Source organism: Idiomarina sp. UBA3162 (assembly GCF_002364475.1).
Lineage (GTDB): Bacteria > Pseudomonadota > Gammaproteobacteria > Enterobacterales > Alteromonadaceae > Idiomarina.
The window spans coordinates 18515-44301 of record NZ_DEYI01000064.1 but is presented as its reverse complement, the minus strand read 5'-3'; the positions used below and the strand labels follow the sequence as shown (position 1 = coordinate 44301).

Genomic DNA, 25787 nt, shown 5'->3' with positions numbered 1-25787 from the left:
CCCTGTGTCACGAATTTTGGTCTACGCTTTAATCAAACGATAACAAAAGGTGTACGCTATGACCGCAAATGTTAGTCAACCCTCCCAAGCTACTAAGTACTTCGTTTTAGATACCAATATTCTGTTGCATGACCCGCTTGCCTTTCTAAGCTTCGATGAGCATAACGTCGTTATTCCCATGGTCGTGTTAGAAGAGTTAGACAATATTAAGGATCGCAACAAAGACGTGAGTCGAGATGCGCGCGTCGCGATCCGATCACTGGAGGAGGTGCTGAAAGATGCAACACCTGAGCAAATTGTAGAAGGCGTGCCATTGACGCAACTCAGTGGCGATCACCAAGCGAACGGGACACTCGCCATTTTTCCAGATTATGAGCTAGAGCAAAGCGCGTCGGCTTTGGCGCTGAACGAAAATGACCACCGCATTATTCAAGTGGCGTTAGAACTGCAAATTAAGTTTGCGGGTAGCACCGTTACACTGGTGACAAAAGATATCAATATGCGCTTAAAGGCGAAGGGCGCAGGCGTAAAACATGTTGAAGATTATCGCACTGACCAATTAATTGACGATATTCGCCTACTTACAAAGGGTTTCTACCAGTTTGAAGGGGACTTTTGGCAGCAAGTAGGCGACGTTAGTACGTTGCAAGAGGGGCGAGATGCTTATCATACGGTCTCGCGCGAACACATGCCGCAAATCTTCTACAACGAATACTTTATCGATGAAACAGAGCATTTCGCAGCACGAGTGGATACCTTTGATGATACCTCTGTAACGCTTATGGACTTGGGACATGAGCGCTTGATGGGCTACAGCGCTTGGGGAATTCATCCTAAGAATATATATCAAGCGATGGCGATGCACGCGCTACTTGATACAAGCTTAGACATGGTTATTCTGACCGGCCCCGCGGGTAGTGGTAAGACGTTATTAGCGCTGGCCGCAGCCTTAGAAATGGTCGTCGAAAAGGGAATCTACGAAAAAATAATTGTTACGCGCAATACGCCTGAGATTGCTGAGTCGATAGGCTTCTTGCCAGGTACCGAAGAAGAAAAAATGGCACCTTGGTTATCGGCTATAACCGACTCGCTTGAGGTATTGCATAAAAATGATGAAAGCATGGACTCGAGTCTTAATTACATTATGACGAAGGCGAATATCCAATTTAAATCATTAAACTTTATGCGAGGGCGGAGTATTCAAAATGCGGTGGTTATACTTGATGAAGCTCAAAACTTAACGGCATCACAACTAAAAACCATCATTACTCGGTGTGGGGAGAATACAAAACTCGTTGTTTCAGGAAACTTAGCGCAGATTGATAGTTACTACTTAACTGCTGTCACCTCAGGACTCACCTTTATCGTGGAACGTTTTAAGGATTATCCAGGCAGCGCTACCATCAACTTAAATGGTGTGGTCAGAAGTAGTCTCGCTGAATACGCCGAAGAGCATTTGTAATTTAGTTAGCGGGTACCACGGTGTATTGCTGGGTATCGATAAGAAACTGCACATCGTTCGAGAGCTGTCCCGCAGGTGATACTGCGGGACCTGCGACATCCAGTAAGATAAACTCGGTACCATCGTGCGAGAGCTTAGCATCATTAGGCTGCCTTGCCATTTGGATACCAAAAATGGCGTGCTTGGGTAAGTACACAACAATCATTTTAGCTTGTGGAATGATTTGCCGAAGTAAGGCTAGCGTTAAGCTGACCTTGCTATCGCAGTCTCCACGATTATTAAGCAATAGGTGGTTGGGAGGAGTAAAGCCGTCGCCGCGACTCGATAAATCATCTTCTAAACTATCGTAAGGGATCGCTTGCACAAAATGAGCGACATAATTTACATAACTGCGTCGGCTGTTGTCTTTTAATTGGTTGCCGATGGCAACAACGAGGCTGCTCAGTAGTGGTTGTGTTTGCTTAGCGATAGCAACAGCATCAGGGATGATACCTGTTTCTCCAGGCGGTAAGGTCAGTGAACGATAGGCGTTGGCAGACAGGTAATCTTGCCATTGCTCGGTAAAGAATTGTTGTGCTTTTGCGAGTTGTTGCTGATAGCGTTTTTCTAACTGTTCGTTTCGTGCTGTGCGCGCTTTTATGGTCATTTGCTCTTGTCGAGGAGAAAGAAAGGCTTGCACACCATACCAACGTTGTCTTTGTATATACTGATTGACTCGGTAGTTTAGCTCTCGCAGCGCTCGTCGACGGTCATAATTGCGGAACTTGGCAAAAGGGCGAATGAAGGCGTGTCGGTCGACGTTAAAGGATAATGACGCGGTTTGATTATTAGGCATTTGCCATTGATAAGCGAAACGGAGTTCGCCATCATTTGACGACTTCTCGAAGCTTAACTGCTCAGCAAGTACGGTATGCGAATAGGATGCACAGAGTATCGTCAAGAGAGCGAAAAGGATGCCGTGGGCAAACTCTGACACTCTCTTGCCAATACCGGTTTTCATTAGAACTTCATTTCAGTGATGGGACTTTCTTGGAACTTCAGGTCAACCTGATACTCCACGCCGCCTGCTCTGATGAAAAAGTAGGTCTTGTCGCGCTTGAAAATCTCTTGCAGAGAAATGACGCGCACGCCAGGCCGACGTTCGGCACCCCAGTCGCTCATCTCTACGCCAGAGCGCGATACAAGGATATTTTTATAGCGGTCACCAGTGACTAGCAGCAACTTTTTGTTCTCGTTGCGCAATAAAATGGTATTACCTGTGACTGAAAACGGTTCTTCATTGCCTAGCACGACACTCTCCCAAGCCTTCTATTTTTAGTGATCACTATAACGAATTATAATGATTTGGCAACATAGCTACTGTGAGCGTAAGTAGTCTTCAACGATGAGGAGAGCGGCCGCACTATCCACTTTACCTTTTTCGAGACCACGGTAACCTTCTCGCTCGAACAGCGCTTCTCGAGCGGCCGTAGAGGTCAGACGCTCGTCCTGGAAATCGACAGGAATATTAAAGCGGCCGTGAATACGATTGCCAAACTTTTTGGCGCGTTGGGTGAGCGGCTGCTCGGTGCCATCCATATTGAGCGGTAAACCAACAACAATTCTTTCAGGCTGCCATTCTTTAAGCAATTGTTCGACGACATTCCAATTGGGAATGCCGTCCTGTGCTTTTAGCGCTTTTAATATCGAAGCAGTTCCAGTTATCGACTGGCCGACAGCCACACCGATACTCTTAGTGCCAAAATCAAAGCCGATAATTGTCATGCGTGACCTACGTCCGGTCCTAGCTTCCAAATATCAAAGCCGAGCTGTTCGGTGGCCTTCTCCCATCGCTGGTTGATAGGGGTGTTAAACAGTATTTCGGGGTCGGCGGGTATCGCCAACCATGAATTTTCAGCTAGCTCTTGCTCTAGTTGTCCCGCTTCCCAGCCAGCGTATCCAAGCGTCAGCAGAAATTGTAGAGGCGCTGCTGACGAACCCAAGGCCTCCAAAATATCACGTGACGTGGTGACCATAATCTCGTCGCTCAACTTAAGACTGCTGCGCCAGTTTTGTTGTGGCGGATGAATCACAAAGCCTCGCTCCTGACCCACTGGACCACCTTGATAGACTGGACCTTTAAGGCTATCCGCGCTATCCGGGTAAACAATTTCAAGTTTGTCGAGTAACGAGTTAACCGTTAGCTCTGCAGGTTGATTGATGATCAATCCCATCGCACCGTCTTCATTGTGCTCGCAGATATAAGTCACGCTACGACGAAACAGCGGATCATTCATACTGGGTGTAGCAATTAAAAAATGATTTTGTAAGCTTTCCATAAAGCACTCCTCACTCACGATACGACTTATATCGGGGTTTATTCAGCAAATTCAACGACGCTGCTGTAGATCGTGCTCAATAGCTGCGAAGAGTTGCGCTGCGATATTGATGTCGTAGGCGTTTTCGATCTCTCGCATACAAGTTGGACTCGTCACATTGATTTCTGTAATACGTTCACCAATGACATCGAGACCAACGAGATATAAACCTTTTTGTTTAAGTGTTGGACCGATAGCACGCGCAATGCGTTCGTCACTTTCGCTCAACGGTTGCGGACGCCCACTACCGCCTGCCGCGAGGTTGCCGCGTGTCTCACCAGCAGAAGGAATGCGAGCCAGTGCGTAAGGCACAGGTTCACCATTAATAATTAGAATCCGCTTGTCGCCGTCTTTAATCTCTGGCAGATATTTTTGTGCCATGGCATAACGTTGACCTTTCTCAGTCAGTGTTTCGATGATGACACCTAAATTTGCACCGTCTTCGTTCACTTTAAATATTGATGCACCACCCATCCCGTCTAGCGGTTTAAGAATAACGGTACCGTGCTTCTTGTGAAACGCCTTAAGTTGCTCAGCATTGGCAGACACCAAACTATCGGTGATAAACTCAGGAAACCAACTGGTATAAAGCTTTTCATTACAATCTCGCAAGCTTTGCGGGTTATTCACTACCAGCGCACCTTCAGCTTGCGCCAAATCAAAGATGTGGGTTGCATAGAGGAACTGACTATCAAACGGCGGGTCTTTGCGCATCATGATCACATCAAAGTCGCCGAGCGGTAGCTTCTCCACATCGCTTAACTGATAAAAGTCTGTCTTTTGGTCTTTGACGGTGATCTTACGTGCCATCGCATAGGGGCGACCTGAATCAATGAGTAGATCGGCCATCTCAATATAGTAACTCTGGTAACCCCGCGCTTGTGCTTCGAGCAAGAGTCGGAAACTGGTGTCCTTTTCAGTTTTTACGTGTGCGATAGGGTCCATAATCATGGCTAACTTCATGGCAGTGTTCCTTATTCGTTGCTGGCGTTAAGATCACCAAATTCATACTGGATGGCTGTTAAAGCAGTCATCGCAGCGGTTTCTGTTCGCAGAATACGTGGTCCTAAACGAATCGGTTTAAAGCTGTGGTTGCGCGCGTGCTCCACCTCGATATCAGTGAAGCCTCCTTCAGGACCAATAATCAATTGGATGCGTTGGGCTGTGCGAGCGCCTTGAATCTGATTGAGAGGTACCTGCGCATAGGGATCGAGAGTTAAGCGTAAACCGTCAAAAGGTGTCTGTACAAAGTCATCCACTGACACCGCGGGAAGCACGGTAGGGATATGGCTGCGACCCGACTGCTCACAAGCAGAAATGACAATTTTCTGCCATTGTTGCTGCTTCTTCTCGAGTCGGTCGCCGCTTAATTTTACGCCGCATCGCTCACTGAACAGCGGGGTGATGGCATTAACACCGAGTTCCACCGATTTCTGTAGCGCGAAGTCCATTCGGTCGCCCCGTGAGACGACTTGGCCTAAGTGAACATATAAAGGCGATTCTGTTGTATTAGCTTTTGCATCAATAATTTTAACTTGCGCGCTTTTTTTGGCGACTAAAGTGAGTACCGCAGTGTAATTAAACTCATCGTTACAGAACAACTCGAGCGCTTGGCCCTCTTGCATGCGAAGCACTTTTACTGTGTGCTGAAAGGCGTCGTCACTGAGTGAAACGGTGCTGTTGACCACGAGTGGTTCGGGATGAAAAATACGTGGAACTCTCATACGACTCAATTGATTCCTTATTTATAAACAGACTTTTGGACGTCTAGAAGTAGAAATTTTTTTGTTGATCGGTTAAATTACGCCGTCAGTACTAGTTATTTTAATCAAAATAAAGGAATGGTAGGCATATGTCACGTCACCTGTTTACTTCTGAATCGGTTTCAGAGGGCCATCCTGATAAAATTGCGGACCAGATTTCTGATGCCGTACTGGATGCAATTTTAGCAAAAGATATCCGCGCCCGTGTGGCGTGTGAAACCTATGTCAAAACTGGCATGGTGTTAGTGGGCGGGGAAATATCCACTTCAGCTTGGGTCGATATTGAAGATTTAACCCGTCAAGCCATCCGCGATGTCGGCTACACGCACTCGGACATGGGCTTTGATGCCAACTCCTGTGCGGTGTTGAACGCGATTGGAAAGCAGAGCCAAGACATTAATCAAGGCGTTGATCGTGAGTCGCCTGAAGCGCAAGGCGCAGGTGATCAGGGCTTGATGTTTGGCTATGCATCAAATGAGACATCGGTATTGATGCCTGCCCCTATTACCTATGCTCACCGCATTGTTCAGCGCCAGTCAGAGATGCGAAAAAACGGCACCTTAGATTGGCTCCGCCCGGATGCCAAAAGTCAGCTGACGTTTGTTTATGAGAATGGTAAACCGGTAGCGATTGATACAGTTGTCCTGTCTACCCAACATCGTGAAGACATTGACCAAGCCACATTGCGTGAAGCGGTGATGGAAGAAGTCATTAAGCCAGTACTCCCCGAGCAATGGGTTAGCCGTGACACTAAGTTTCACATTAACCCAACGGGTCGATTCGTAATTGGTGGCCCAATGGGTGACTGCGGTTTGACGGGTCGTAAAATCATCGTCGATACCTACGGTGGTATGGCGCGTCACGGTGGTGGTGCGTTCTCCGGTAAAGATCCGTCGAAGGTCGACCGAAGTGCAGCCTACGCGGCTCGTTACGTGGCAAAGAATCTAGTTGCTGCAGGTTTGGCGGAGCGTTGTGAGATCCAAATTTCGTACGCAATTGGCGTGGCCGAGCCGACATCAATTAGTATCGAAACCTTCGGTACATCGCCGCATAGCGAGGAAAAACTGATTGCATTGGTGCGCCGACATTTTGATCTGCGTCCTTATGGATTAATTCAAATGCTCGATTTAGAACGACCTATTTATCGTGCTACATCGACCTATGGGCACTTCGGTCGAGATGAATTTCCGTGGGAAAAAACAGATAAGGCCGGTGCATTAAAGCAAGATATCTAATGCACGGGTGTTGAATTTTTCGCCCATAAATTTGCTTGAAGCCCCCGAATTGTGGACAATACGCGCACCAACTATGGTTCATCTAATTGCGTGTCACCAATCGGGGGTTTTTCATGTCTGAACGTCGTCATCTCGCCAATGCTATCCGTGCCTTAAGTATGGATGCAGTCCAACAAGCCAACTCAGGTCATCCTGGTGCACCAATGGGCATGGCAGATATCGCTGAAGTACTGTGGCGAGATTATTTAAAGCACAACCCAAACAACCCCAATTGGGCCGACCGCGATCGCTTTGTGCTATCAAACGGTCATGGCTCGATGCTCATCTACTCGTTGCTTCACTTAACCGGTTACGACCTCAGCATCGAGGACATCAAGCAATTCCGTCAGTTGCATTCAAAAACTCCAGGCCACCCAGAGTATGGCTACACGCCGGGCGTAGAGACAACGACAGGGCCTTTGGGTCAAGGCGTCGCGAATGCGGTAGGCATGGCGCTAGCGGAAAAGACCTTGGCGGCACAGTTTAATCGCGATGAACATAATGTAGTTGACCACTACACCTATACTTTCTTAGGTGATGGATGCTTAATGGAAGGCATTTCTCACGAAGCGTGTTCATTAGCGGGTACGCTAGGCTTAGGCAAGCTTATCGCATTTTACGACGATAACGGTATCTCGATTGATGGTGAAGTCGAAGGCTGGTTTACAGACGATACTGCAAAACGTTTCGAATCATATAACTGGCACGTGATCCGTGATGTTGATGGGCATGATGCCGATGCCATTAAACAGGCGATTGAAAGCGCACGTAGCGAGACGCAGCGCCCGACATTAATTATTTGTAAAACCGTTATTGGTTTTGGCTCGCCTAATAAGCAAGGGCAAGAAAGTTGCCACGGCGCGCCACTAGGTGATGACGAAATTGCACTCGCTCGCAAGCAATTGAATTGGTCGTATGATCGCTTCGAAGTCCCACAGGATGTGTATCAAGCGTGGGATGCAAAAGACAAGGGTGATGCGATTGAGGCCTCGTGGAATAAGCATTGGACGGCTTATGAACAAGCTTACCCAGAACTTGCTGCTGAGCTTAAACGTCGCTTAGCGGGTGAGTTGCCTGGCGACTTTGAAAACGAGTTGCAGGCTTACATTGAACAATTGCAAGCTAATCCCGAAAACCCCGCAACGCGCAAAGCATCATTAAATGTATTGAATGAGGTGGGTCCAAAGCTACCTGAACTGCTTGGTGGTTCGGCTGACTTAGCAGGGTCTAATTTAACCTTATGGCAGGGCGCTAAAGGTGTGACAGCCGACGACGCGAGTGGAAACTATGTGTTTTACGGGGTGCGTGAGTTTGCGATGTCGGCGATAATGAATGGAATTACGCTGCATGGTGGCTTCAAGCCTTACGGTGCAACCTTCTTAATGTTTATGGAATATGCGCGCAACGCAGTGCGTATGGCCGCATTAATGAAGCAGCCCTCGATTTTTGTTTACACTCACGACTCAATCGGTTTAGGCGAAGACGGACCGACTCACCAGCCTGTTGAGCAATTGGCTAATCTGCGCTTAACACCTAACCTCAATTGCTGGCGCCCGTGTGATGCAGTCGAAACCGCGGTTGCTTGGCGCAGTGCGTTGCAAAGCAACGATAAACCAACGGCGTTGGTGTTTAGCCGTCAGGGCATGCAGCAGCAAAGTCGTGATAATGAACAATTGAATAACATTAGCCGCGGTGGTTATATTCTAAAAGATTGTGATGGCACACCGGACTGTATTTTGATTGCGACAGGCTCCGAGGTTGACTTAGCAGTTGCAGCACACGAGCAACTTTCGGCAAAACAGATGAACGTGCGCGTAGTCTCTATGCCATCTACGGACGTGTTTGATGAGCAAGACGTCGAATACCGCGAGCACGTGTTGCCGTCAGCTGTGCGTAAGCGCGTTGCAGTTGAAGCGGGTATTGCCGATTATTGGCGCAAATACGTTGGCTTAGACGGCACGGTTATTGGCATGAACTCCTTTGGTGAGTCAGCTCCGGCTAAAGCACTTTTTGAACACTTTGATATTACCGTGGAAGCGGTTGTTCGCGCGGCGAGCTAAACGAGGTTTGAGTTGACGAAAAAAATCGCAATAAACGGTTTCGGCAGGATCGGGCGTAGTTTTCTACGCTCATTTTATGAGCGTGGCTGGCAGCACCGCTTCAGCATTGTGTTGGTGAACGAGCCCGCGCCATCGGAGGCAATGGCGCACTTGTTGAAGTATGACTCGTCTCATGGTCGCTTTCAGTTTCCAGTCACGTTGTCTGGTGACGACCTTACCGTTGCAGGCGATACGATTAAGTTGAGCCATGAAACCGAAATTGAACGCGTTGACTGGCGCACCTACGGTGTCGACATCGTTGTTGACTGTACGGGCGTGTTTGGCAGCCACGCGGACGGCGAACGCTATGTAGATGCGGGCGTTAATCGGGTGTTGTTCTCGCAACCCGGCACGCCTGATATGGATGCGACCATCATTTTTGGCGTCAACCAAGATATATTATTACCCGAGCACCGCATCGTATCGAATGGGTCATGCACAACCAACTGCATCGTACCCGTGATTAAACTACTCGACGACGCGTTTGGTATTGAGTCGGGGGCCGTCACGACGATTCACTCAGCCATGCACGATCAACAAGTGATAGATGCTTACCACCCCGACTTGCGTAGGACACGTGCCGCAGGACGTTCAATCATTCCTGTCGACACCAAGCTGGCGCGTGGCATTGAGCGCATTTTGCCGCATTTGGAGGGGCGTTTCGAAGCGATCGCTGTGCGAGTGCCTACTACGAATGTGACAGCAATGGACTTGAGCGTCACCTTACAAGCCGATGTAAACGGTGAGCAAGTCAACCGCTTGATTCACGATGCCGCCTCCAATGGGCTAACGTCGATACTCGACTATACTGAAGAACCATTGGTGTCGATCGACTTTAACCATGACCCACACTCGTGCATTGTTGATGGCACACAAACCCGTGTGAGTCATCGTCGATTGGTGAAATTATTATGTTGGTGCGATAACGAGTGGGGTTTTGCCAACCGCTTGTTAGAAACGACTGAATTAATGACACAGCAATAATTGTATAAAACTCAAATGAGTAAGGGGATTCAATGTCTGTCATAGCGATGACTGATTTGGACTTACAAAACAAGCGCGTATTGATACGGGAAGATTTAAACGTTCCTGTTAAAGACGGAAAAATCACCTCTGACGCGCGTTTAAGAGCTGCATTGCCGACTATCAAACTGGCACTCGAAAAAGGTGCAAAAGTGATGGTGATGTCGCATTTAGGACGCCCAACAGAAGGCGAGTACGAAGCGCAGTACTCTATGGCTCCGGTAGCTGACTACTTAAATGAAGCACTTGAACAGCCTGTATCACTAGCCAAAGAATATCTTGATGGTGTTGAAGTAACACAAGGGCAAGTGGTGGTATTTGAAAATGTTCGCTTTAATAAAGGCGAGAAAAAGAACGATGATGCCCTAGCTCAACAACTGGCAAATCTGTGTGATGTGTTCGTAATGGACGCTTTTGGTACCGCGCACCGTGCGCAAGCATCGACGCATGGCGTCGCAAAGTACGCACCTATCGCATGTGCAGGCCCATTACTTGCCGCAGAACTTGATGCATTAGGCAAAGCGTTAGATAACCCTAAACGCCCTCTAGTGGCTATTGTCGGTGGCTCTAAGGTATCAACTAAACTGACTGTTTTAGAATCATTATCTAAGGTTGTTGATCAGTTAATTGTGGGTGGTGGTATTGCCAATACCTTTATCGCAGCACAAGGCCATAATGTCGGAAAATCTTTGTACGAGAAAGACTTAGTACCTGAGGCACAACGGTTAATGGCTGCAGCCAAAGCAAAGAATGCAGAAATTCCGTTACCTGTTGATGTCGTTACCGGTCAGGAATTTAGTGCGGATACATTAGCTGAGACTAAATCTGTTGAAGCGATTAGTGATTCCGACATGGTCTTTGACGTGGGTCCTGAAACTTCAGCTATGCTGGCGGAAAAGTTAAAAGCCGCCGGGACAATCGTTTGGAATGGTCCGGTGGGGGTTTTTGAATTTGAAGCCTTTAGTAAAGGCACAGCCGCGATGGCTGACGCTATAGCGAATAGTAACGCATTTTCGATTGCAGGCGGTGGTGATACCTTGGCAGCAATTGATCAGTTCGGTATCGCTGATAAGATAAGTTATATATCTACTGGCGGGGGTGCTTTCCTTGAATTCTTGGAAGGCAAAAAGTTACCCGCAGTCGACATTTTAGAGCAGCGCGCAAAAGACGCATAAACGCACGCCGAAAACTAAGGAGAATTACATGGCCATTGTGTCACTGAGACAAGTACTCGATCACGCAGCAGAGAATGGATACGGTGTTCCTGCTTTTAACGTAAATAACTTGGAACAAATGCGTGCGATCATGCAGGCAGCGGATAAGACCAATAGTCCCGTAATCGTGCAAGCTTCGGCCGGTGCGCGTAAATATGCAGGTGCTCCATTTTTACGTCACCTTATAGAATCTGCCGTTGAAGAGTGGCCGCATATTCCTGTGGTTGTGCATCAAGATCACGGTACTTCACCTGCAGTTTGTCAGCGCTCTATCCAATTAGGCTTTAGCTCAGTCATGATGGACGGCTCGTTACTTGATGATGGTAAAACGCCCGCAGATTATGACTATAACGTGCGTGTAACCAAGCAAACGGTTGAAATGGCACACGCTTGTGGTGTCTCTGTTGAAGGTGAGTTGGGCTGTTTGGGCTCACTTGAAACGGGCGAAGCGGGTGAAGAAGACGGCGTCGGTGCCGAAGGTAAGCTATCTCATGACCAGCTACTCACTGATCCGGAAGAGGCAGCGGCTTTCGTTGCGGCAACTGATGTGGATGCGCTAGCCATCGCATGTGGCACGTCACACGGCGCATACAAGTTTACCCGCCCACCTACAGGTGACATTCTATCTATTGACCGAATCAAAGAGATCCACCGTCGTATTCCTAATACGCACCTAGTTATGCACGGTTCATCTTCGGTACCGCAAGACTGGCTTCAGATCATCAACGAGTTCGGTGGTGAGATTCCAGAGACGTATGGCGTACCGGTTGAGCAAATCAAAGAAGGCATTAAGAACGGTGTTCGCAAGGTCAATATCGACACTGATCTTCGCTTGGCATCCACGGGCGCAGTACGTCGTCATTTGGCTGAAAACCCAAGCAACTTCGATCCGCGCAAGTATTTGCAAGCGGCTACAGATGCTATGCAGAAAATCTGTGAAGATCGTTACTTGGCATTCGGTTGCGAAGGACAGGCTGACAAGATCAAGCCAATTACGTTGGAAAAAATGTTCCAACTTTACGAAGCGGGTAGTTTGAAGGCTGTTGTAAAGTAACGTAAAGTAGAGTGATTACTCATGAACGAGCCGAGTGATCGGCTCGCTTTTTAAGCGGGGTTAATGTGCGTTTATCAGTTTTATTTGCAAGTTTGCTTTTACCTTTCGGTGTCCAGGCGCAAACGTTTATGTTTGACGATGCCGAAGACATGGACACGACAACAGAAGAAGCATGGGAAGCCAGTGCTGAATTCGGTCTGTTGTTTACTACCGGTAACACCGAAACGGAGAGCTTAAAAGCTAAGCTTAATGTCGCTAAAGATATTAGGAACTGGCGTCATAAAGGTGTTTTGGATTACTACACGGCAGAGCAAGAAAACCAAGACACGGGTGAAACGACCGAAACAGCGGACCGTTTATTTCTCTCGGCTCAGTCAAACTACAAGTTTGACCCAGAGAGCAGGTCTTCGTTGTTTGTTTTTGGCTCATACGAAGAAGATGTCTACAGTGGTTATGAATATCAAAGCACTGTCGCGGTGGGTTATGGTGCACGCTATCGCTACAGTGAAAATCTGTATGCAGACTACGAAATCGGTCCTGGTTACTCGTATGTGAAGCCTGTCGATGAGAATCGCAATCCGCTTGAGGCCGAAGGCTCAGCAATTTTACGTTTGGCCGGTAGCATGACTTGGGACATTTCTGAAAACTCGCGCTTCAATGCGTTGGTCTCGTCGGAAATAGGTGAGGAAAACACTAAGAGCCGTGCCGAGGTCTCAATTTCATCAAACATCAATTCATCGCTTGCGCTGAAAGTGTCTGTTTCAGGTACGCACAACTCTGAAGTCGCCAGTGAGGATATTGAGAACTTAGATACAGAAACCGCGGTGACTATCGTCTACACGTTCTAAAAGCAAACTGATAAATGCTTAAAAAAAACCCCTTGCAGTCTTACTGGAAGGGGTTTTGTCATATTAGTGTCATATTTTTGTAGTATATTTTCCACATAACGATAATTCGTCTACTTTGGAGACTAGGCGAGTAGACAATATCGTTGCTCAGCATAGTCGAGCTGTTGAATGAACAATACATTCAACGTCTGTTTAAATCGAGGCTATATCGGTTGTTAGCGGTTTTATTTAGGGGGCGATTTCGTTACTATTCGCGCCAGCTAACATCGGCTAAAATCCAAGGACCTGTTATGTCTGTAAATTCGTTTTTAGGTGTATTCGCAAAGTCACCTATTAAACCGATGATTGAACATATCGATGAAGTACATCGTTGTGCGGAATCGTTGAAAGACTTCTTTCAAGCGGTTTATAAAGGCGACTGGGACGCTGCTGAAGAACAGCGCAAACGTATCGTAACGCTTGAACAAGCGGCGGATAAGCTAAAGCGTGATATCCGTTTAAACCTCCCCGGTGGACTCTTCATGCCTGTTGAGCGAACTGACTTGCTAGAGCTTGTGTCTCAGCAAGATCGCATCGCGAACAAGGCAAAAGATATCTCTGGTCTTATTACAGGCCGTCAATTGCAAATTCCAGCTCATTTAGTAGAAGGTTTTAACAGCTACTTAAATCGCTGTATTGACGCAGTTGCTAAAGCACGTGACACCATCGGAGAATTTGATGACCTGTTGGAAACAGGTTTTCGAGGCCGAGAGCGTACTTTGGTCGATAATTTCATTAAAGAGCTTGATGAAATCGAAGCAGATACTGACGAGCTACAAGTCAAATTGCGTCAGCAATTCCGTCAAGTTGAAAACGACATGAATCCGCTCGATGCAATGTTCTTGTATCGTATTCTCGACTGGGTAGGCGATTTAGCCGACCTATCTGAACGTGTAGGCGCACGCTTCGAATTGATGTTAGCGCGAGTCTAAACGGGAGCTCTCAATGGATATTATCAGTTCTTACGGCTTAATTCTGATTGTCATGGCCGGGATTTTCGGTTTCTTCATGGCATGGGGTGTGGGTGCAAATGACGTTGCAAACGCAATGGGAACCTCGGTAGGTTCTAAAGCACTAACCATTAAACAAGCGATTTTAATTGCAATGGTGTTTGAGTTTGCTGGCGCCTACCTAGCCGGTGGCGAGGTGACCTCAACCATTCGTAAAGGCATCATCGATTCTGCTTACTTTGTCGACCAACCCGAATTGTTGGTGTTTGGTATGATTTCTGCGTTGTTGGCCGCCGGTGTATGGCTATTGATTGCCTCTTTCCTAGGTTGGCCTGTTTCGACCACGCACTCGATTGTTGGTGCTATTGTCGGTTTTGCGGCAGTGGGTGTGAGTGTCGACGCTGTTTCGTGGGGTAAAGTAGGTGGTATCGTCGGAAGTTGGGTTATCACGCCTGCGATATCGGGCTTTATTGCCTACTTGATCTTCATGAGTGCACAAAAGCTGATCTTCGACCAAGAAAATCCATTAAAACGCGCTAAACAGTATGTACCTTTTTACATGGGGTTAGCGGGTTTTGTACTCTCACTGGTCACCATTAAGAAAGGTCTTAAGCACGTTGGCTTAGGCATGGGAACATTAGAAGGTTTTGCCTGGGCTATCGGTATTGCTGTGGTGGTATTCATTATTGGTAAAGTGGCTATTGGGCGTCTTAAGTTCAATGAATCTGCTGATAAAGACATGCACTACACGAACGTAGAAAAAGTGTTTGCGGTACTCATGGTCGTCACCGCATGTGCGATGGCGTTCGCTCACGGTTCAAACGATGTTGCTAATGCGATTGGTCCACTGGCTGCAGTCGTCAGTGTTGTCAGTAGCGGTGGCGAAATTTCCAGCCAAGCGCAGCTGGCATGGTGGATCTTGCCTCTCGGTGCATTTGGTATCGTAGCGGGTCTTGCAATGCTCGGTAAACGCGTTATTGCAACCATCGGTAAAGGCATCACGCACCTAACGCCGAGCCGCGGTTTCGCAGCAGAATTAGCTGCAGCGTCAACGGTCGTACTGGCATCAGGTACAGGTTTGCCAATCTCAACGACACAAACCCTTGTTGGTGCTGTGTTGGGTGTGGGCATGGCGCGTGGTATCGCCGCATTGAACCTAGGTGTTGTGCGCAATATCGTGGTGTCGTGGGTCGTTACCTTGCCTGCGGGTGCGATTATGTCCATCATGTTCTTCTACATGTTAAAAGGCATCTTCGCCGCTTAATCACATTATCTTCTGAGAAAAAGCTCGCCGATCGGCGAGCTTTTTTTTTTGCTTTCTTTCAAACTTTTTTCCAGTCACTATCGACTTAGTTATCAAACAATAGGCGATGGAAATTCGAGTGTTTACAAAAAGCGATAAAAAACTCGTTAGTCAAGCGCTCAAGGGTAATCAAACGGCATGGGTGGAGTTAGTAAAGCGATACGAAAAGCTCGTTTATCACTATGGCATACGCATGTTACCGAGCCCCGATGATGCGTTCGATCTCTTGCAAGATACATTTAGCAGCGTGTTTCGCAGTCTGAGTGACTGGAATCAAGACGATAAGTTTAAACCCTGGTTAATGACTATCGCGCATCGGCGCTGTGTCGAATTTTATCGACGTAGGCGCCCCGAAATAACAAGCGATGAGGCACAGCACGAGTTAGTAGATGAATCCGCTTATACACAGCCGGAGGAGCGGTTGAGCGATTCACAGCAGCAAACTGCGTTGATCAGAGCAATCAGAACCTTGCCACTACCTCAACGCATGGTGGTTGAGTTGAAATTCTTTCAACACCTTACCACTCGGGCTATCGCGAATCAGTTGCAAGAATCGGAGAATACAGTCAAATCACGGTTGTATAGTGGAGTCGAGAAGTTAAAGCGTGAGCTGGAGGTGGTTAATGGCTAATCACGACAAAAATTACGAATCAGTGTTCAGTCAGTGGCTAAACGGAGAATTGTCAGCGTCCGATGAACATGAACTGGAGGCACAATTGGCCGACCAAGCACCAGAGCTTCATGAACGCATGCAGTCGGTGCGCTGGATGCAACAGCAGGCTGATAGTTATCAAAGTAATGAGGTGCCACATTGGAACCGAGCTGCGGTTGGACCACAACCGAAGGCTCATCGTTGGGCCAACCCTTGGAGCTTTGCGGCATTTGCTTGCTCGTGTGCGGCGTTGGCCGTGTTATCTGTATTCGTGATGAAACAGCAGCTAACAGCGCAGTTTGATGCACGAGTTGCAGCGGTTGTTGATGAAAAACTAACGGTGTTTGAACAGCAACAAAATATTGCTCTTGCTAAGCAAGAGAAAACGCTAAGGGCAAACTTTAGAGAACAGCTATCAACGTCAACCGCGCAGTTGGCTACCTATATTATGGCGACCAACCGTGCCGAGCGGAAGGATGATATGAGTCAACTGGTTGAGTACGTAAATGAGACACGCAGTGAAGATCTCAACTTTTACACTGCACAATTGCGCCAAGTCGCACAGAAACCGATTCTATTAAAAGAGGAGAATCAATGATGAAACGTTGGTTACTATCACTCAGTATTGCCAGTGCGTTGATGCTACCAGCCGCATCTGCCGTTGCTCAACAAGCTGAACATCAGGGTCTTAAAAATCAAATTGAGATCTTTAAGGACATTCTTACAACCGCTGCAAAGCAGCAAGCCGGTGAGGAAAACTCGCGACTTGAAGACGTTGAGTTTACCTACCTTAAGGGACAAGGCGTGGTGTTTTTCGTTCGCTCCGCACGGATGCCGTGGCGCTTTGTTGCACCTGATGTGCCAGAGCCGCCACTGCCACCTGAAATGCCCGAGATGAGTGGTTTTGCCAAAGATCTGCAGCTTGATCGGGTGGTAGAAGAAGGCTTGCGTACAGCGCATCGCGTGCTGAGTCAGTTCAGTGGTGAATATTCTGACGAATGGTTTGAACTAGTTGAACAAAAACGAGAGCTTGCATGGGAGGCACGGGATCTCAATCGCGAAATGCGAGACATCGAGTTTCAACGTGATATGCAGGATAAAGATGCATCGAACGAAACCATAGAACAACGCGAAAAAGAACTTGAGGCAAAGTTAGCTGAATTGAAAGAAAAGCAGGCTCAGTTAGACGTTGAGTTGGCAGAAATGAAAAAGATGTTGAAAGCGAAACAGGATAAAGTCCGCAAAGAGCGTTTACTCACTCAAGAGAAAAGTATCGAGGCGATTGAAAACGTGTTCTCCAATGTGCTCTGCGATTACGGCATTACGTTAAAATCGTTGCCCGATGATGAACAGGTTAGCTTAGTGATACGCGATGCTTCGATGAACAAAGATAAACGATTAGACAATGTATACGTTTTTGGTAAATCAGCTATTAATAGCTGCGATAGCCAGCCTGACGAACTGTTGAAGCAAGCACAAAAATATAAGTTCTAAGGGTGTTCTTTGCGTAATCTCCTTTGAGGCAGCCGTGACAGGCTGCCTTGTTTCGAGTAAAATTCGCGCACTGAAAGTAACCAGCGGATTTTATTTAACATGTCATATGCGTCAGAGGGGTTAAAAGTCAGCGACTTTAGCTTTGACTTGCCCGACGAACTCATCGCTCGATATCCACAACAACAGCGTACTGCCAGCCGAATGTTGCGAATTTCTGCTGAGCATAACCGCATTGAACACGGTCAATTCACGGATATTGTGGATCAACTAGAAGCGGGTGATTTACTCGTATTCAACGACACGCGCGTGATCCCTGCTCGTCTGTTAGGTGAGAAGACGTCGGGTGGTAAAGTTGAAGTGCTTGTTGAGCGCATGTTAGATGACAGTCGGGTTTTAGCGCATGTACGAGCCAATCGCGCACCTAAGCCAGGCGCCGAGTTTTTACTCGAAGGGGCGGTAAAAGCGACGATGTTGGCACGCCATGATGCGTTGTTTGAGCTTGAGTTTAATCATCAGGAAACCGTTCTCGAGTTACTCGAAGCCCATGGTCATATGCCCCTCCCTCCCTATATCGATCGCCCAGATGAAGAATCTGACAAAGAGCGTTATCAAACCGTTTATAACCGAGAGCCTGGTGCAGTGGCTGCTCCAACGGCAGGGCTGCATTTTGATGATGCTATTTTGCAACAGCTTAAGGATAAAGGCGTCGAATTTGGCTATGTGACTTTGCATGTTGGCGCAGGTACCTTCCAACCTGTACGTGTCGATTCGATTGAAGAGCACGTTATGCATAGCGAGTATGCCAAAGTCGACGCAAAGGTGTGCGAACAAATTAAAAAGGTGAAGCAAGCGGGAAAACGTGTAATTGCTGTAGGCACTACGTCGGTGCGTTCACTTGAGTCGGCGGCGCAAGCGACTGAAGAACTTATTGCTCCATTTTTTGATGATACGGATATCTTTATTTATCCCGGTTATGACTTTAAGGTCATTGATGGCTTGGTAACAAACTTTCATCTACCTGAATCCACCTTGATCATGTTGGTATCCGCATTTGCCGGTAAAGAATTGATTATGAACGCCTATCAACAGGCGATTGAGGAAAAATATCGCTTTTTTAGTTACGGCGATTCGATGCTAATTTTACGATAAGAATTGAGACTGTAGTAATGATGAAATTTGAATTAGATACAACGCACGGCCGAGCGCGACGTGGACGCATGGTATTTGAGCGCGGCACGGTTGAGACGCCGGCATTTATGCCCGTGGGCACATTAGGCACCATTAAAGGTATGACGCCTGAGGAAGTCGAGGCGACAGGTGCGCAGATTTGCTTAGGTAACACGTTCCACTTAATGCTACGTCCCGGCACGTCAGTGATTCAGCAGCATGGTGACCTACACGATTTTATGAACTGGGATAAACCCATTTTAACGGACTCTGGTGGCTTTCAGGTCTTTAGTTTAGGTGAATTGCGCAAAATCGATGAAGAGGGTGTGACGTTCCGTTCGCCGATCAACGGCGAGAAAATCTTGCTAACGCCGGAAAAATCCATGCAAGTTCAGCGCGAGTTGGGTTCTGATATTGTCATGATCTTTGACGAGTGCACGCCTTATCCAGCCACTCAAGCGGAGGCGCGTAAATCAATGGAGCTGTCTTTGCGTTGGGCTCAGCGTTCGAAAGATGCGCATGAAGGCAACGATGCGGCGTTATTTGGTATTATCCAAGGCGGAATGTACGAAGAACTACGTGATATCTCGTTAGAGGGACTCACGGATATCGGCTTTGATGGTTATGCGGTTGGCGGTCTTTCCGTTGGTGAGCCTAAAGAAGATATGATGCGCATCCTTGAGCATACTGCTCCGCAGATGCCTGAACACAAGCCGCGCTATTTAATGGGCGTTGGTAAACCAGAAGATTTGGTTGAGTCAGTTCGTCGCGGTATTGATATGTTTGACTGCGTGATGCCGACACGTAACGCGCGCAATGGTCACCTGTTTGTTTCTAATGGTGTGATTAAAATCCGTAATGCGGTTCATCGCAATGATACCTCACCGCTCGATGAGCAGTGTGATTGCTACACCTGTCAAAATTACTCGCGGGCGTACCTCCATCATCTAGACCGTACCAATGAAATGCTGGGTGCGCGTCTCAATACGATCCATAACTTGCATTTTTACCAACGTGTAATGCAAGGCATGCGTGATGCACTTGATGCCGGTACATTTGATGAGTATGTGGCTGCATTTTATGCTGCGCGAGGTCAATCAGTGCCAGCGTTAGATTGATCATGTAGCTTGTCGACAAATGCCCGTACCTCTTTTGAGTTGGGCTTCATTGCGAGTGCGTTAGTAGCGGCTCGCAATGCCTCACGCTCCCACATTTCAGTTTCTGCAGACTTCTCTTGATGTAACAAGGTCAGCTGGTGATAGAGTTTAGCTAACGCCAAGTGATACTTCGCCGTTCTTTCTTCAGGCACTTCGCTCTCTAAATAAGTGGTCGTTTCGAGCAACAATGCCATCATTTCCGAGCGACTCAGCAAGGGTTTAATAGCGACCAATAGCTCGGTCATTTCGGCTGCAACTGAGGTACTGTGCTGCTGTTCTTTAAAAGAATTTTTAAAGTAGTTTAATGCAATCAATGATTGTTGTTTTGCGCGTTCTAATTGATTATTTTTGATAAGTTCACGCGCATAATGGCTATGGGCAAGCGCTTGTTCTATTTTGCTACCGACTTCGAGCTCTTCGGTGCTTTTTGATGACACATTGTCGGCAAAATGGAAGTGAATCACGCCGATTGCAATCGTCGTCATGACGGCTGAAACAAGCAGCGTAATGGCGGCAGGCACGAGCCACGGAAAACGCCGGAACCGATAATCAGTTAACTGCTGTACGAGCAACTGGGCGCTACTGGTGCGATCGTTTGGATCACGGTGCAAACAATTAAGAATAATACCACGCAGCCGACGAGGGCACCGATCAGCGTAATGCTTTAATTGCTTTTTTGGTTCGTCCGAGGGGGCTTGTCCCGTTACAAGAAAAAACAACAGGGCACCGAGTCCGTATATATCAACGGCTTTTGAACGGCCCGATTCGGTCTCATTACCACGTTGTTCGGGCGCAGAAAACAGCGGACTTACCCCAAAACCTTTATGACGGTTAGATGAAGCGCGGCCGGCAATGCTTAAGTCAATTAATGTCGGTATAGACTCGTCGCTCGAATCATATTTAACAATAACATTGGTCGGATTAATATCGTTATGAATCAGGCCTTCGCTGTGCATGTGACTCACGCCCTCTGCCAACTGCACCACCAATTTGACCGCGTCGTTAATACTGAGTTGACCTGCTAGTTCAGTAACACGTGGCCCCTCGATAAGCTCCATGACCATATAGAGTGATGAATGATCTTCGGACGGCTCACCAACGTCATAAACGCCACATAAGGAAGGGTGATTAAGTTTTGCGAGTGCGCGAGCCTCGGCAACGAGTCGTTGTCGCGACAGAAAAGTAGGATTTTTGATGAACTTAATCGCGACCATGCGCTGAAGCAACTCGTCCCAAGCCTTAAAAACGACACCACTCCCGCCGCTACCCAAAAAGTCGCGGCAGCGGAAACGCTCCGGAATTGAGTACGGGAATTGTAGTCCGTTTTTATTATTGGTCGAGGCTTCGTCCAAATCAAAAGTCCTTAATCTATTTGGGGTTACCTGTTTTGAGTGTACAGACAGAAATACAAGCCGGGCAATCAGAGACGGTTACTTGACGTGTGTTATAGTCTATTGGCGTTAATTGACGTCAGAAAAATTAAATGCATGTTTAGCTTAACAATTGCTCACTTTTAGCTATGCTGACTGCATAACAATAAAAACGAAAATTATTATGTTAGATACGATAAGTCATAGAATTGTGCCCAGTTATAAGCAGAGCGTTGAAATCAGTGGCACCCTAATGGGTGAGCCGTTTGCATTTTCGGTTACGCTGTTAGGGCAACAGCACCCCCATTACCTCATCTTAGGCTTAGATCATCAAGCTCGATGGGAGATGGTATTACCCGCCGTTAAAGAATGTGAAAGCTTACGTCTTAAAATGGTCTCTGATGAGGGTGAACTGATAGCCGCGCGTGTTCGCCTTATTCATGCTAGCCATTTTCCTGAAAAGCTATTATTCGTCAGTTATCCCGAACACGGTGTTGTTCGACCTTTACGGCACTCTCCACGTATTGTTGCTGACCACCCGGCCCAATTGCAGGTAGCGAACTACTTTCCTTTTATTAATGGAAAGGTCGTTGATATTGGGCGAGGTGGCGTTGGTTTTGAAACGCACCAACAGTTACCCAGTTTAATGAGTGACCTTCAGGATCGCGATGTTAAGTTACACTTAAGTCACGACGACACCCATGATTTTGAATTGAGTGGGCGTATCCGATTATTAAAAGAGCATCGTCCCAACGTATGGCATGTTGGCATTAAATGTGAGCTCAGTTCAGCGGAGTGTGAGTCCATCCTACTGCGCTTAGCAACTCATCGTAACGCGATCGATCGTGTGATCAAAAATGATCATTCCCATGAATCGTGTTCGAATAACACTTTACAAGTTTAGTTTCACTCGGTACAATTCACCACCAATTGAACCCTAGCGGTTATTTTTTAAACAACATAGATAATTTTTTCCGAGGTGATGTTTTAATGCCAGTCGTTAAAGTGAAAGAAAACGAGCCGTTTGACGTAGCACTGCGTCGCTTTAAGCGCTCTTGTGAAAAAGCAGGTGTTCTGTCTGAAGTTCGTCGTCGCGAACATTATGAAAAACCAACAGCAGAACGTAAGCGCAAAAAAGCTGCAGCAGTTAAGCGTCATGCCAAGAAATTGGCTCGCGAAAACGCGCGTCGCACTCGTTTGTACTAAGATACACGAGTAGCAGACAGCGATATTCACTTTTCGCAGCTTGCACTTAAACTTAATTCGTTAAGTTACGTGTTGGAAGCCGTGTCCTACGAGACGCGGCTTTCGTGTTTGTAGACGAAGATAAAAGATAAGTTGAGGGCATGGCAGGACTCATTCCGAAAAGCTTCATCCACGACCTACTTGAACGAGCTGATATCGTCGAAGTAGTGGATAGCCGTGTACCTCTGAAAAAAGCAGGTAAGAACCATCAGGCCTGTTGCCCCTTTCATAATGAAAAAACACCTTCGTTTACAGTCAGTGCAGACAAGCAGTTCTATCACTGCTTTGGGTGTGGAGCACATGGTAATGCGATCGACTTCATTATGGAGTTTGATGGCTTAAACTTTCCAGATGCAATCGAAGAGTTAGCGTCCAGTCTGGGTGTGCAAGTTCCTCGAGAAGAAGGTCAAGACCCGCAGAAACAGCATCAACAACAGGCACAACTGAAGAACGATACAGAGCTGATGGCGCAAACAACGCGTTTTTTTCAGCACCAATTGAAGCACCACGCTAACTCAGAAAAAGTGATTAATTATTTAAAGCAGCGTGGCCTTTCGGGGGATATCGTCAAACGCTTTCAAATTGGCTACGCCCCTGATGCTTGGGATGGTCTTCTAAGTGCGCTCGGTAGCCAGTCGCGCGCAAGACAGCAATTAATCGATCTCAAGTTAGTGAATGTTAATGATCAGGGACGAAAATTTGATTTTTTCCGCGATCGTGTGATGTTCCCTATTCATGATAGACGCGGTCGCGTTGTTGGTTTTGGCGGGCGTGTTATCGATAGCGATGGTCCGAAATATCTTAACTCGCCTGAGACACGGCTGTTTCACAAAGGACAAGAGCTTTACGGCTTTTGGAATATGCAGCAGCAGCTGCGTCGACCTGAACAAATTTGTATTGTGGAAGGTTACATGGATGTGGTCGCGCTCGCGCAAGCAGGGATCGATTATGCGGTAGCATCACTCGGAACCGCGACTACCACTGAACAATTACAGCGTTTGTTCCGTACATCAAATAGAGTGGTGTGCTGTTATGACGGTGACCGAGCAGGGCGCGATGCGGCATGGCGGGCGCTAGAAAATGCACTGCCACTATTAAAAGATGGCATTGACCTGAGTTTCTTATTTTTACCGGAGGGTGACGACCCCGACTCAGTTGTTCAGCGGGATGGAAAAGAGGGCTTTGAGCGCTATTTGAAAGAGGCTAAATCGTTTGTCGATTACTTCTTTGAACACCTCGCTGAAGATGTGGATGTGAACACGGAGTCAGGTCGCTCGGCTTTACTGAGCGAAGCTAAGCCGCGCATTGAACGCATTGCCAGTGATTTTTATCGTGAGTCACTGATGCAAAAGCTGGCGCAATTACTGAGACGAGAAACATCGCAGTTGGAACGCTATGTTGACACACCACAACAACGTAAGGCGAAGCCTGAAGCGATAAAAATGACGCCTTTGCGGCGCGCTGTTGCATTGATCGTCCAGTATCCTCAGCTCGCGAAGGCAGTGCCCGTTAAAACTGAGCTGGGTGAGTTAAAACTGCCAGGCATGGATTTATTTATGGCGTTGCATCAACAGTGCAACGAACGCGACATGACCACTGCGCAAGTGTTAGAGCATTGGCGTGACACGCCCTATCAAAAGGCGTTAGAGAAGCTGGCCGTTTGGCAGCATGGTCTTGATGAACACAATATGGAGCAGGAGTTTAAGGATATCTTTGTTTATTTAATTGACCAATATGTTGAACAAAGAGCCGATGAACTCCTCAAAAAGGGACAACAAGCGCCCTTGAATAAAGCGGAAAAGCAAGAATATTTAATGCTGGTGAAGCATTTAAGAACACGTAACTGACTCGGCTATAATCAGCGTTTTGGTAGCTTAAAATTAGCCATTATGCTATAGTTTAAGGTCATTTTGGGTACTCTCGTAGAAAGTGACAGGTGGAATCTCTGTATGCAGCAGAATCGGCAATCACAGTTAAAAGTTCTCATTGCAAAAGGCAAAGAGCAAGGTTTTCTTACGTTTGCGGAAGTGAACGACCACTTACCGCAGGAAATCGTTGATTCCGATCAAATAGAAGACATCATTCGCATGATAAATGACATGGGTATCCGTGTCTTTGAAAGTGCGCCTGATGCAGATGATTTGATGATGTCCGAAAGTGCGGCGGACGAGGACGCGGCGGAAGAAGCTGCACAAGCACTTGCTACTGTGGATGGCGAGATAGGCCGAACCACGGACCCGGTACGCATGTACATGCGTGAAATGGGTACTGTTGAGCTTTTAACGCGTGAGGGCGAGATTGACATCGCTAAGCGTATCGAAGAAGGCATCAATCAAGTTCAATGTTCTGTTGCTGAGTACCCCGAAGCAATTAATTTCTTGCTGGAGCAATGGGATTCTTACGAAGCTGAAGAGTTACGACTGACAGAAATCATTGTCGGCTTTATTGATCCCGATGAGGTCGATGAAGCGCCCGTCAGTGCAACCCACGTGGGCTCCGAGCTTTCTAATGAAGAGCTCGAAGATGAGGACGACGATGAAGACGACGACGATGATGAGGACGAAAACGATAGCGGTATCGATCCTGAATTCGCACGTCAAAAGTTCACTGAATTGCGTGAGCAGTATGATGCGACACGTCAGGCAATTACCAAACACGGTCGTGAACATCCAAGTGCGCGCGTCGAAATTGATAAGCTCAGTGACCTGTTCAAGCAGTTCCGTTTAGTACCTAAACAGTTTGATCGCTTGGTGCAAGATATGCGTGCCATGATGCAGCGTGTTCGTGTACAGGAACGCCTCGTCATGAAAGCGGCCGTCGAGCAAGCCGGTATGCCTAAGCGTGCTTTCATGAAAGCATTTGCGGGCAATGAAAACAGCTTAGCGTGGGTCGACGAACAGATTTCTGCCGGTGTCGACTACGCATCAACATTGCAAGAAGCACGCGTTGAAATTGAACGTTGCGTGACCAAATTAAATGAGATCGAAAAGGAAACCGGTCTTACCATTGCCAAAGTTAAAGACATTAATCGCCGCATGTCGATTGGTGAAGCAAAAGCACGTCGAGCCAAGAAAGAAATGGTTGAGGCGAACCTGCGCTTGGTTATCTCGATTGCCAAGAAATACACGAACCGCGGTCTACAATTCCTTGATTTAATTCAAGAAGGTAACATTGGATTGATGAAGGCGGTCGATAAATTTGAATACCGTCGCGGTTACAAATTTTCGACTTACGCTACTTGGTGGATACGTCAGGCGATTACGCGTTCAATTGCCGACCAAGCGCGTACGATCCGTATTCCAGTGCACATGATTGA

Annotated in this window: 25 protein-coding genes; 18 read left to right on the top strand and 7 right to left on the bottom strand. The window is 47.3% G+C overall.

Annotated features, from left to right (window positions below; translation table 11 throughout):
• Positions 1-58 precede the first annotated feature (58 nt).
• Positions 59-1462, top strand: coding sequence for a PhoH family protein (locus tag B2X00_RS08090; protein ID WP_290487069.1), 1404 nt, complete (start codon positions 59-61; stop codon positions 1460-1462).
• 1 nt (position 1463) lies between these two features.
• Here the strand turns inward: B2X00_RS08090 and B2X00_RS08085 are convergent, their stop codons facing one another.
• The 6 genes from B2X00_RS08085 to B2X00_RS08060 all read right to left on the bottom strand — a co-directional run bounded on the left by B2X00_RS08085 (position 1464) and on the right by B2X00_RS08060 (position 5543).
• Entirely contained in the window at positions 1464-2462 is a 999-nt protein-coding gene (locus tag B2X00_RS08085) for a hypothetical protein (RefSeq protein ID WP_290487066.1), read from the bottom strand.
• The gene (locus B2X00_RS08080; RefSeq protein ID WP_071464224.1) at positions 2462-2752 is read right to left on the bottom strand and encodes a hypothetical protein; all 291 of its coding nucleotides are present in this window, start codon (positions 2750-2752) and stop codon (positions 2462-2464) included. Before B2X00_RS08080 ends, B2X00_RS08085 begins: the two co-directional genes overlap by 1 nt.
• Positions 2753-2818: 66 nt before the next feature.
• Entirely contained in the window at positions 2819-3226 is a 408-nt protein-coding gene (gene ruvX / locus B2X00_RS08075; protein ID WP_290487064.1) for a Holliday junction resolvase RuvX, read from the bottom strand.
• The gene (locus B2X00_RS08070) at positions 3223-3780 is read right to left on the bottom strand and encodes a YqgE/AlgH family protein (protein ID WP_290487062.1); all 558 of its coding nucleotides are present in this window, start codon (positions 3778-3780) and stop codon (positions 3223-3225) included. Before B2X00_RS08070 ends, ruvX begins: the two co-directional genes overlap by 4 nt.
• 51 nt (positions 3781-3831) lie before the next feature.
• Positions 3832-4782 carry a glutathione synthase gene (gshB, locus tag B2X00_RS08065; RefSeq protein ID WP_290487060.1) on the bottom strand — a complete coding sequence of 317 codons (951 nt, stop codon included), beginning with the start codon at positions 4780-4782 and terminating at the stop codon, positions 3832-3834.
• A gap of 11 nt (positions 4783-4793) precedes the next feature.
• Entirely contained in the window at positions 4794-5543 is a 750-nt protein-coding gene (locus B2X00_RS08060; protein WP_290487129.1) for a 16S rRNA (uracil(1498)-N(3))-methyltransferase, read from the bottom strand.
• Positions 5544-5671: 128 nt separating this feature from the next.
• Between B2X00_RS08060 and metK the strand changes: the two genes are divergently transcribed.
• From metK to tgt, 13 genes are all read left to right on the top strand, one after another.
• On the top strand, positions 5672-6817 hold the full coding sequence (gene metK / locus B2X00_RS08055) for a methionine adenosyltransferase (RefSeq protein ID WP_290487058.1): 1146 nt from the start codon (positions 5672-5674) through the stop codon (positions 6815-6817).
• A gap of 113 nt (positions 6818-6930) precedes the next feature.
• Positions 6931-8916 (top strand): transketolase, encoded by a 1986-nt coding sequence (gene tkt / locus B2X00_RS08050; RefSeq protein WP_290487056.1) that lies wholly within the window; start codon positions 6931-6933, stop codon positions 8914-8916.
• A gap of 12 nt (positions 8917-8928) precedes the next feature.
• Positions 8929-9939: an erythrose-4-phosphate dehydrogenase gene (gene epd, locus B2X00_RS08045; protein WP_290487054.1), complete on the top strand. Its 1011-nt coding sequence runs from the start codon at positions 8929-8931 to the stop codon at positions 9937-9939.
• A gap of 32 nt (positions 9940-9971) precedes the next feature.
• Positions 9972-11153 carry a phosphoglycerate kinase gene (locus tag B2X00_RS08040; protein WP_290487052.1) on the top strand — a complete coding sequence of 394 codons (1182 nt, stop codon included), beginning with the start codon at positions 9972-9974 and terminating at the stop codon, positions 11151-11153.
• Between the two features lie 28 nt (positions 11154-11181).
• A complete protein-coding gene (gene fba, locus B2X00_RS08035; RefSeq protein WP_071464215.1) occupies positions 11182-12246 on the top strand; it encodes a class II fructose-bisphosphate aldolase in 1065 nt (354 codons plus the stop codon).
• 128 nt (positions 12247-12374) lie between these two features.
• Positions 12375-13094: a DUF481 domain-containing protein gene (locus tag B2X00_RS08030; protein ID WP_290487050.1), complete on the top strand. Its 720-nt coding sequence runs from the start codon at positions 12375-12377 to the stop codon at positions 13092-13094.
• Positions 13095-13384: 290 nt separating this feature from the next.
• Positions 13385-14065 (top strand): TIGR00153 family protein, encoded by a 681-nt coding sequence (locus B2X00_RS08025; RefSeq protein WP_006954248.1) that lies wholly within the window; start codon positions 13385-13387, stop codon positions 14063-14065.
• A gap of 13 nt (positions 14066-14078) precedes the next feature.
• Positions 14079-15347, top strand: coding sequence for an inorganic phosphate transporter (locus B2X00_RS08020; protein WP_290487047.1), 1269 nt, complete (start codon positions 14079-14081; stop codon positions 15345-15347).
• Between the two features lie 118 nt (positions 15348-15465).
• Positions 15466-16017 carry an RNA polymerase sigma factor gene (locus tag B2X00_RS08015; protein ID WP_290487045.1) on the top strand — a complete coding sequence of 184 codons (552 nt, stop codon included), beginning with the start codon at positions 15466-15468 and terminating at the stop codon, positions 16015-16017.
• On the top strand, positions 16010-16636 hold the full coding sequence (locus B2X00_RS08010; protein WP_290487043.1) for a hypothetical protein: 627 nt from the start codon (positions 16010-16012) through the stop codon (positions 16634-16636). The genes B2X00_RS08015 and B2X00_RS08010 overlap by 8 nt, the downstream gene beginning before the upstream one ends.
• The gene (locus tag B2X00_RS08005) at positions 16633-17532 is read left to right on the top strand and encodes a hypothetical protein (protein WP_290487041.1); all 900 of its coding nucleotides are present in this window, start codon (positions 16633-16635) and stop codon (positions 17530-17532) included. Before B2X00_RS08010 ends, B2X00_RS08005 begins: the two co-directional genes overlap by 4 nt.
• A gap of 99 nt (positions 17533-17631) precedes the next feature.
• Positions 17632-18681: a tRNA preQ1(34) S-adenosylmethionine ribosyltransferase-isomerase QueA gene (queA, locus tag B2X00_RS08000; RefSeq protein ID WP_290487039.1), complete on the top strand. Its 1050-nt coding sequence runs from the start codon at positions 17632-17634 to the stop codon at positions 18679-18681.
• A gap of 20 nt (positions 18682-18701) precedes the next feature.
• Complete coding sequence (tgt, locus tag B2X00_RS07995) at positions 18702-19817, top strand: tRNA guanosine(34) transglycosylase Tgt (RefSeq protein ID WP_290487128.1); 1116 nt, start codon at positions 18702-18704, stop codon at positions 19815-19817.
• Here tgt and B2X00_RS07990 read toward each other — a convergent pair.
• Positions 19793-21208, bottom strand: a complete 1416-nt coding sequence (locus B2X00_RS07990) for a serine/threonine-protein kinase (protein ID WP_290487037.1) — start codon at positions 21206-21208, stop codon at positions 19793-19795. The two genes, tgt and B2X00_RS07990, sit on opposite strands and share 25 nt — an antisense overlap.
• Positions 21209-21410: 202 nt before the next feature.
• Between B2X00_RS07990 and B2X00_RS07985 the strand changes: the two genes are divergently transcribed.
• The 4 genes from B2X00_RS07985 to rpoD form a co-directional block, all read left to right on the top strand.
• On the top strand, positions 21411-22130 hold the full coding sequence (locus tag B2X00_RS07985; RefSeq protein WP_290487035.1) for a hypothetical protein: 720 nt from the start codon (positions 21411-21413) through the stop codon (positions 22128-22130).
• Between the two features lie 86 nt (positions 22131-22216).
• Entirely contained in the window at positions 22217-22432 is a 216-nt protein-coding gene (gene rpsU / locus B2X00_RS07980; protein WP_006954239.1) for a 30S ribosomal protein S21, read from the top strand.
• Between the two features lie 140 nt (positions 22433-22572).
• Complete coding sequence (gene dnaG, locus B2X00_RS07975; protein ID WP_290487027.1) at positions 22573-24318, top strand: DNA primase; 1746 nt, start codon at positions 22573-22575, stop codon at positions 24316-24318.
• A 102-nt stretch (positions 24319-24420) separates the two neighbouring features.
• Positions 24421-25787: RNA polymerase sigma factor RpoD (gene rpoD, locus B2X00_RS07970; RefSeq protein WP_290487025.1), on the top strand; the 1367-nt coding region annotated here is incomplete at its 3' end.

Excerpts from the sequence above, each read along its gene's own strand:
- queA (WP_290487039.1), top strand. The coding sequence starts at position 17,632 with ATGTCATATGCGTCAGAGGGGTTAAAAGTCAGCGACTTTAGCTTTGAC.
- B2X00_RS07985 (WP_290487035.1), top strand. The coding sequence starts at position 21,411 with ATGTTAGATACGATAAGTCATAGAATTGTGCCCAGTTATAAGCAGAGC.
- B2X00_RS08010 (WP_290487043.1), top strand. The coding sequence starts at position 16,010 with ATGGCTAATCACGACAAAAATTACGAATCAGTGTTCAGTCAGTGGCTA.
- gshB (WP_290487060.1), bottom strand. The coding sequence starts at position 4,782 with ATGAAGTTAGCCATGATTATGGACCCTATCGCACACGTAAAAACTGAA.
- tgt (WP_290487128.1), top strand. The coding sequence starts at position 18,702 with ATGAAATTTGAATTAGATACAACGCACGGCCGAGCGCGACGTGGACGC.
- metK (WP_290487058.1), top strand. The coding sequence starts at position 5,672 with ATGTCACGTCACCTGTTTACTTCTGAATCGGTTTCAGAGGGCCATCCT.
- B2X00_RS08030 (WP_290487050.1), top strand. The coding sequence starts at position 12,375 with ATGTTTGACGATGCCGAAGACATGGACACGACAACAGAAGAAGCATGG.
- B2X00_RS08085 (WP_290487066.1), bottom strand. The coding sequence starts at position 2,462 with ATGAAAACCGGTATTGGCAAGAGAGTGTCAGAGTTTGCCCACGGCATC.
- dnaG (WP_290487027.1), top strand. The coding sequence starts at position 22,573 with ATGGCAGGACTCATTCCGAAAAGCTTCATCCACGACCTACTTGAACGA.
- tkt (WP_290487056.1), top strand. The coding sequence starts at position 6,931 with ATGTCTGAACGTCGTCATCTCGCCAATGCTATCCGTGCCTTAAGTATG.
- B2X00_RS08040 (WP_290487052.1), top strand. The coding sequence starts at position 9,972 with ATGTCTGTCATAGCGATGACTGATTTGGACTTACAAAACAAGCGCGTA.
- rpsU (WP_006954239.1), top strand. The coding sequence starts at position 22,217 with ATGCCAGTCGTTAAAGTGAAAGAAAACGAGCCGTTTGACGTAGCACTG.
- B2X00_RS08070 (WP_290487062.1), bottom strand. The coding sequence starts at position 3,780 with ATGGAAAGCTTACAAAATCATTTTTTAATTGCTACACCCAGTATGAAT.
- fba (WP_071464215.1), top strand. The coding sequence starts at position 11,182 with ATGGCCATTGTGTCACTGAGACAAGTACTCGATCACGCAGCAGAGAAT.
- B2X00_RS08090 (WP_290487069.1), top strand. The coding sequence starts at position 59 with ATGACCGCAAATGTTAGTCAACCCTCCCAAGCTACTAAGTACTTCGTT.
- B2X00_RS08025 (WP_006954248.1), top strand. The coding sequence starts at position 13,385 with ATGTCTGTAAATTCGTTTTTAGGTGTATTCGCAAAGTCACCTATTAAA.
- B2X00_RS08060 (WP_290487129.1), bottom strand. The coding sequence starts at position 5,543 with ATGAGAGTTCCACGTATTTTTCATCCCGAACCACTCGTGGTCAACAGC.
- B2X00_RS08020 (WP_290487047.1), top strand. The coding sequence starts at position 14,079 with ATGGATATTATCAGTTCTTACGGCTTAATTCTGATTGTCATGGCCGGG.
- ruvX (WP_290487064.1), bottom strand. The coding sequence starts at position 3,226 with ATGACAATTATCGGCTTTGATTTTGGCACTAAGAGTATCGGTGTGGCT.
- B2X00_RS08005 (WP_290487041.1), top strand. The coding sequence starts at position 16,633 with ATGATGAAACGTTGGTTACTATCACTCAGTATTGCCAGTGCGTTGATG.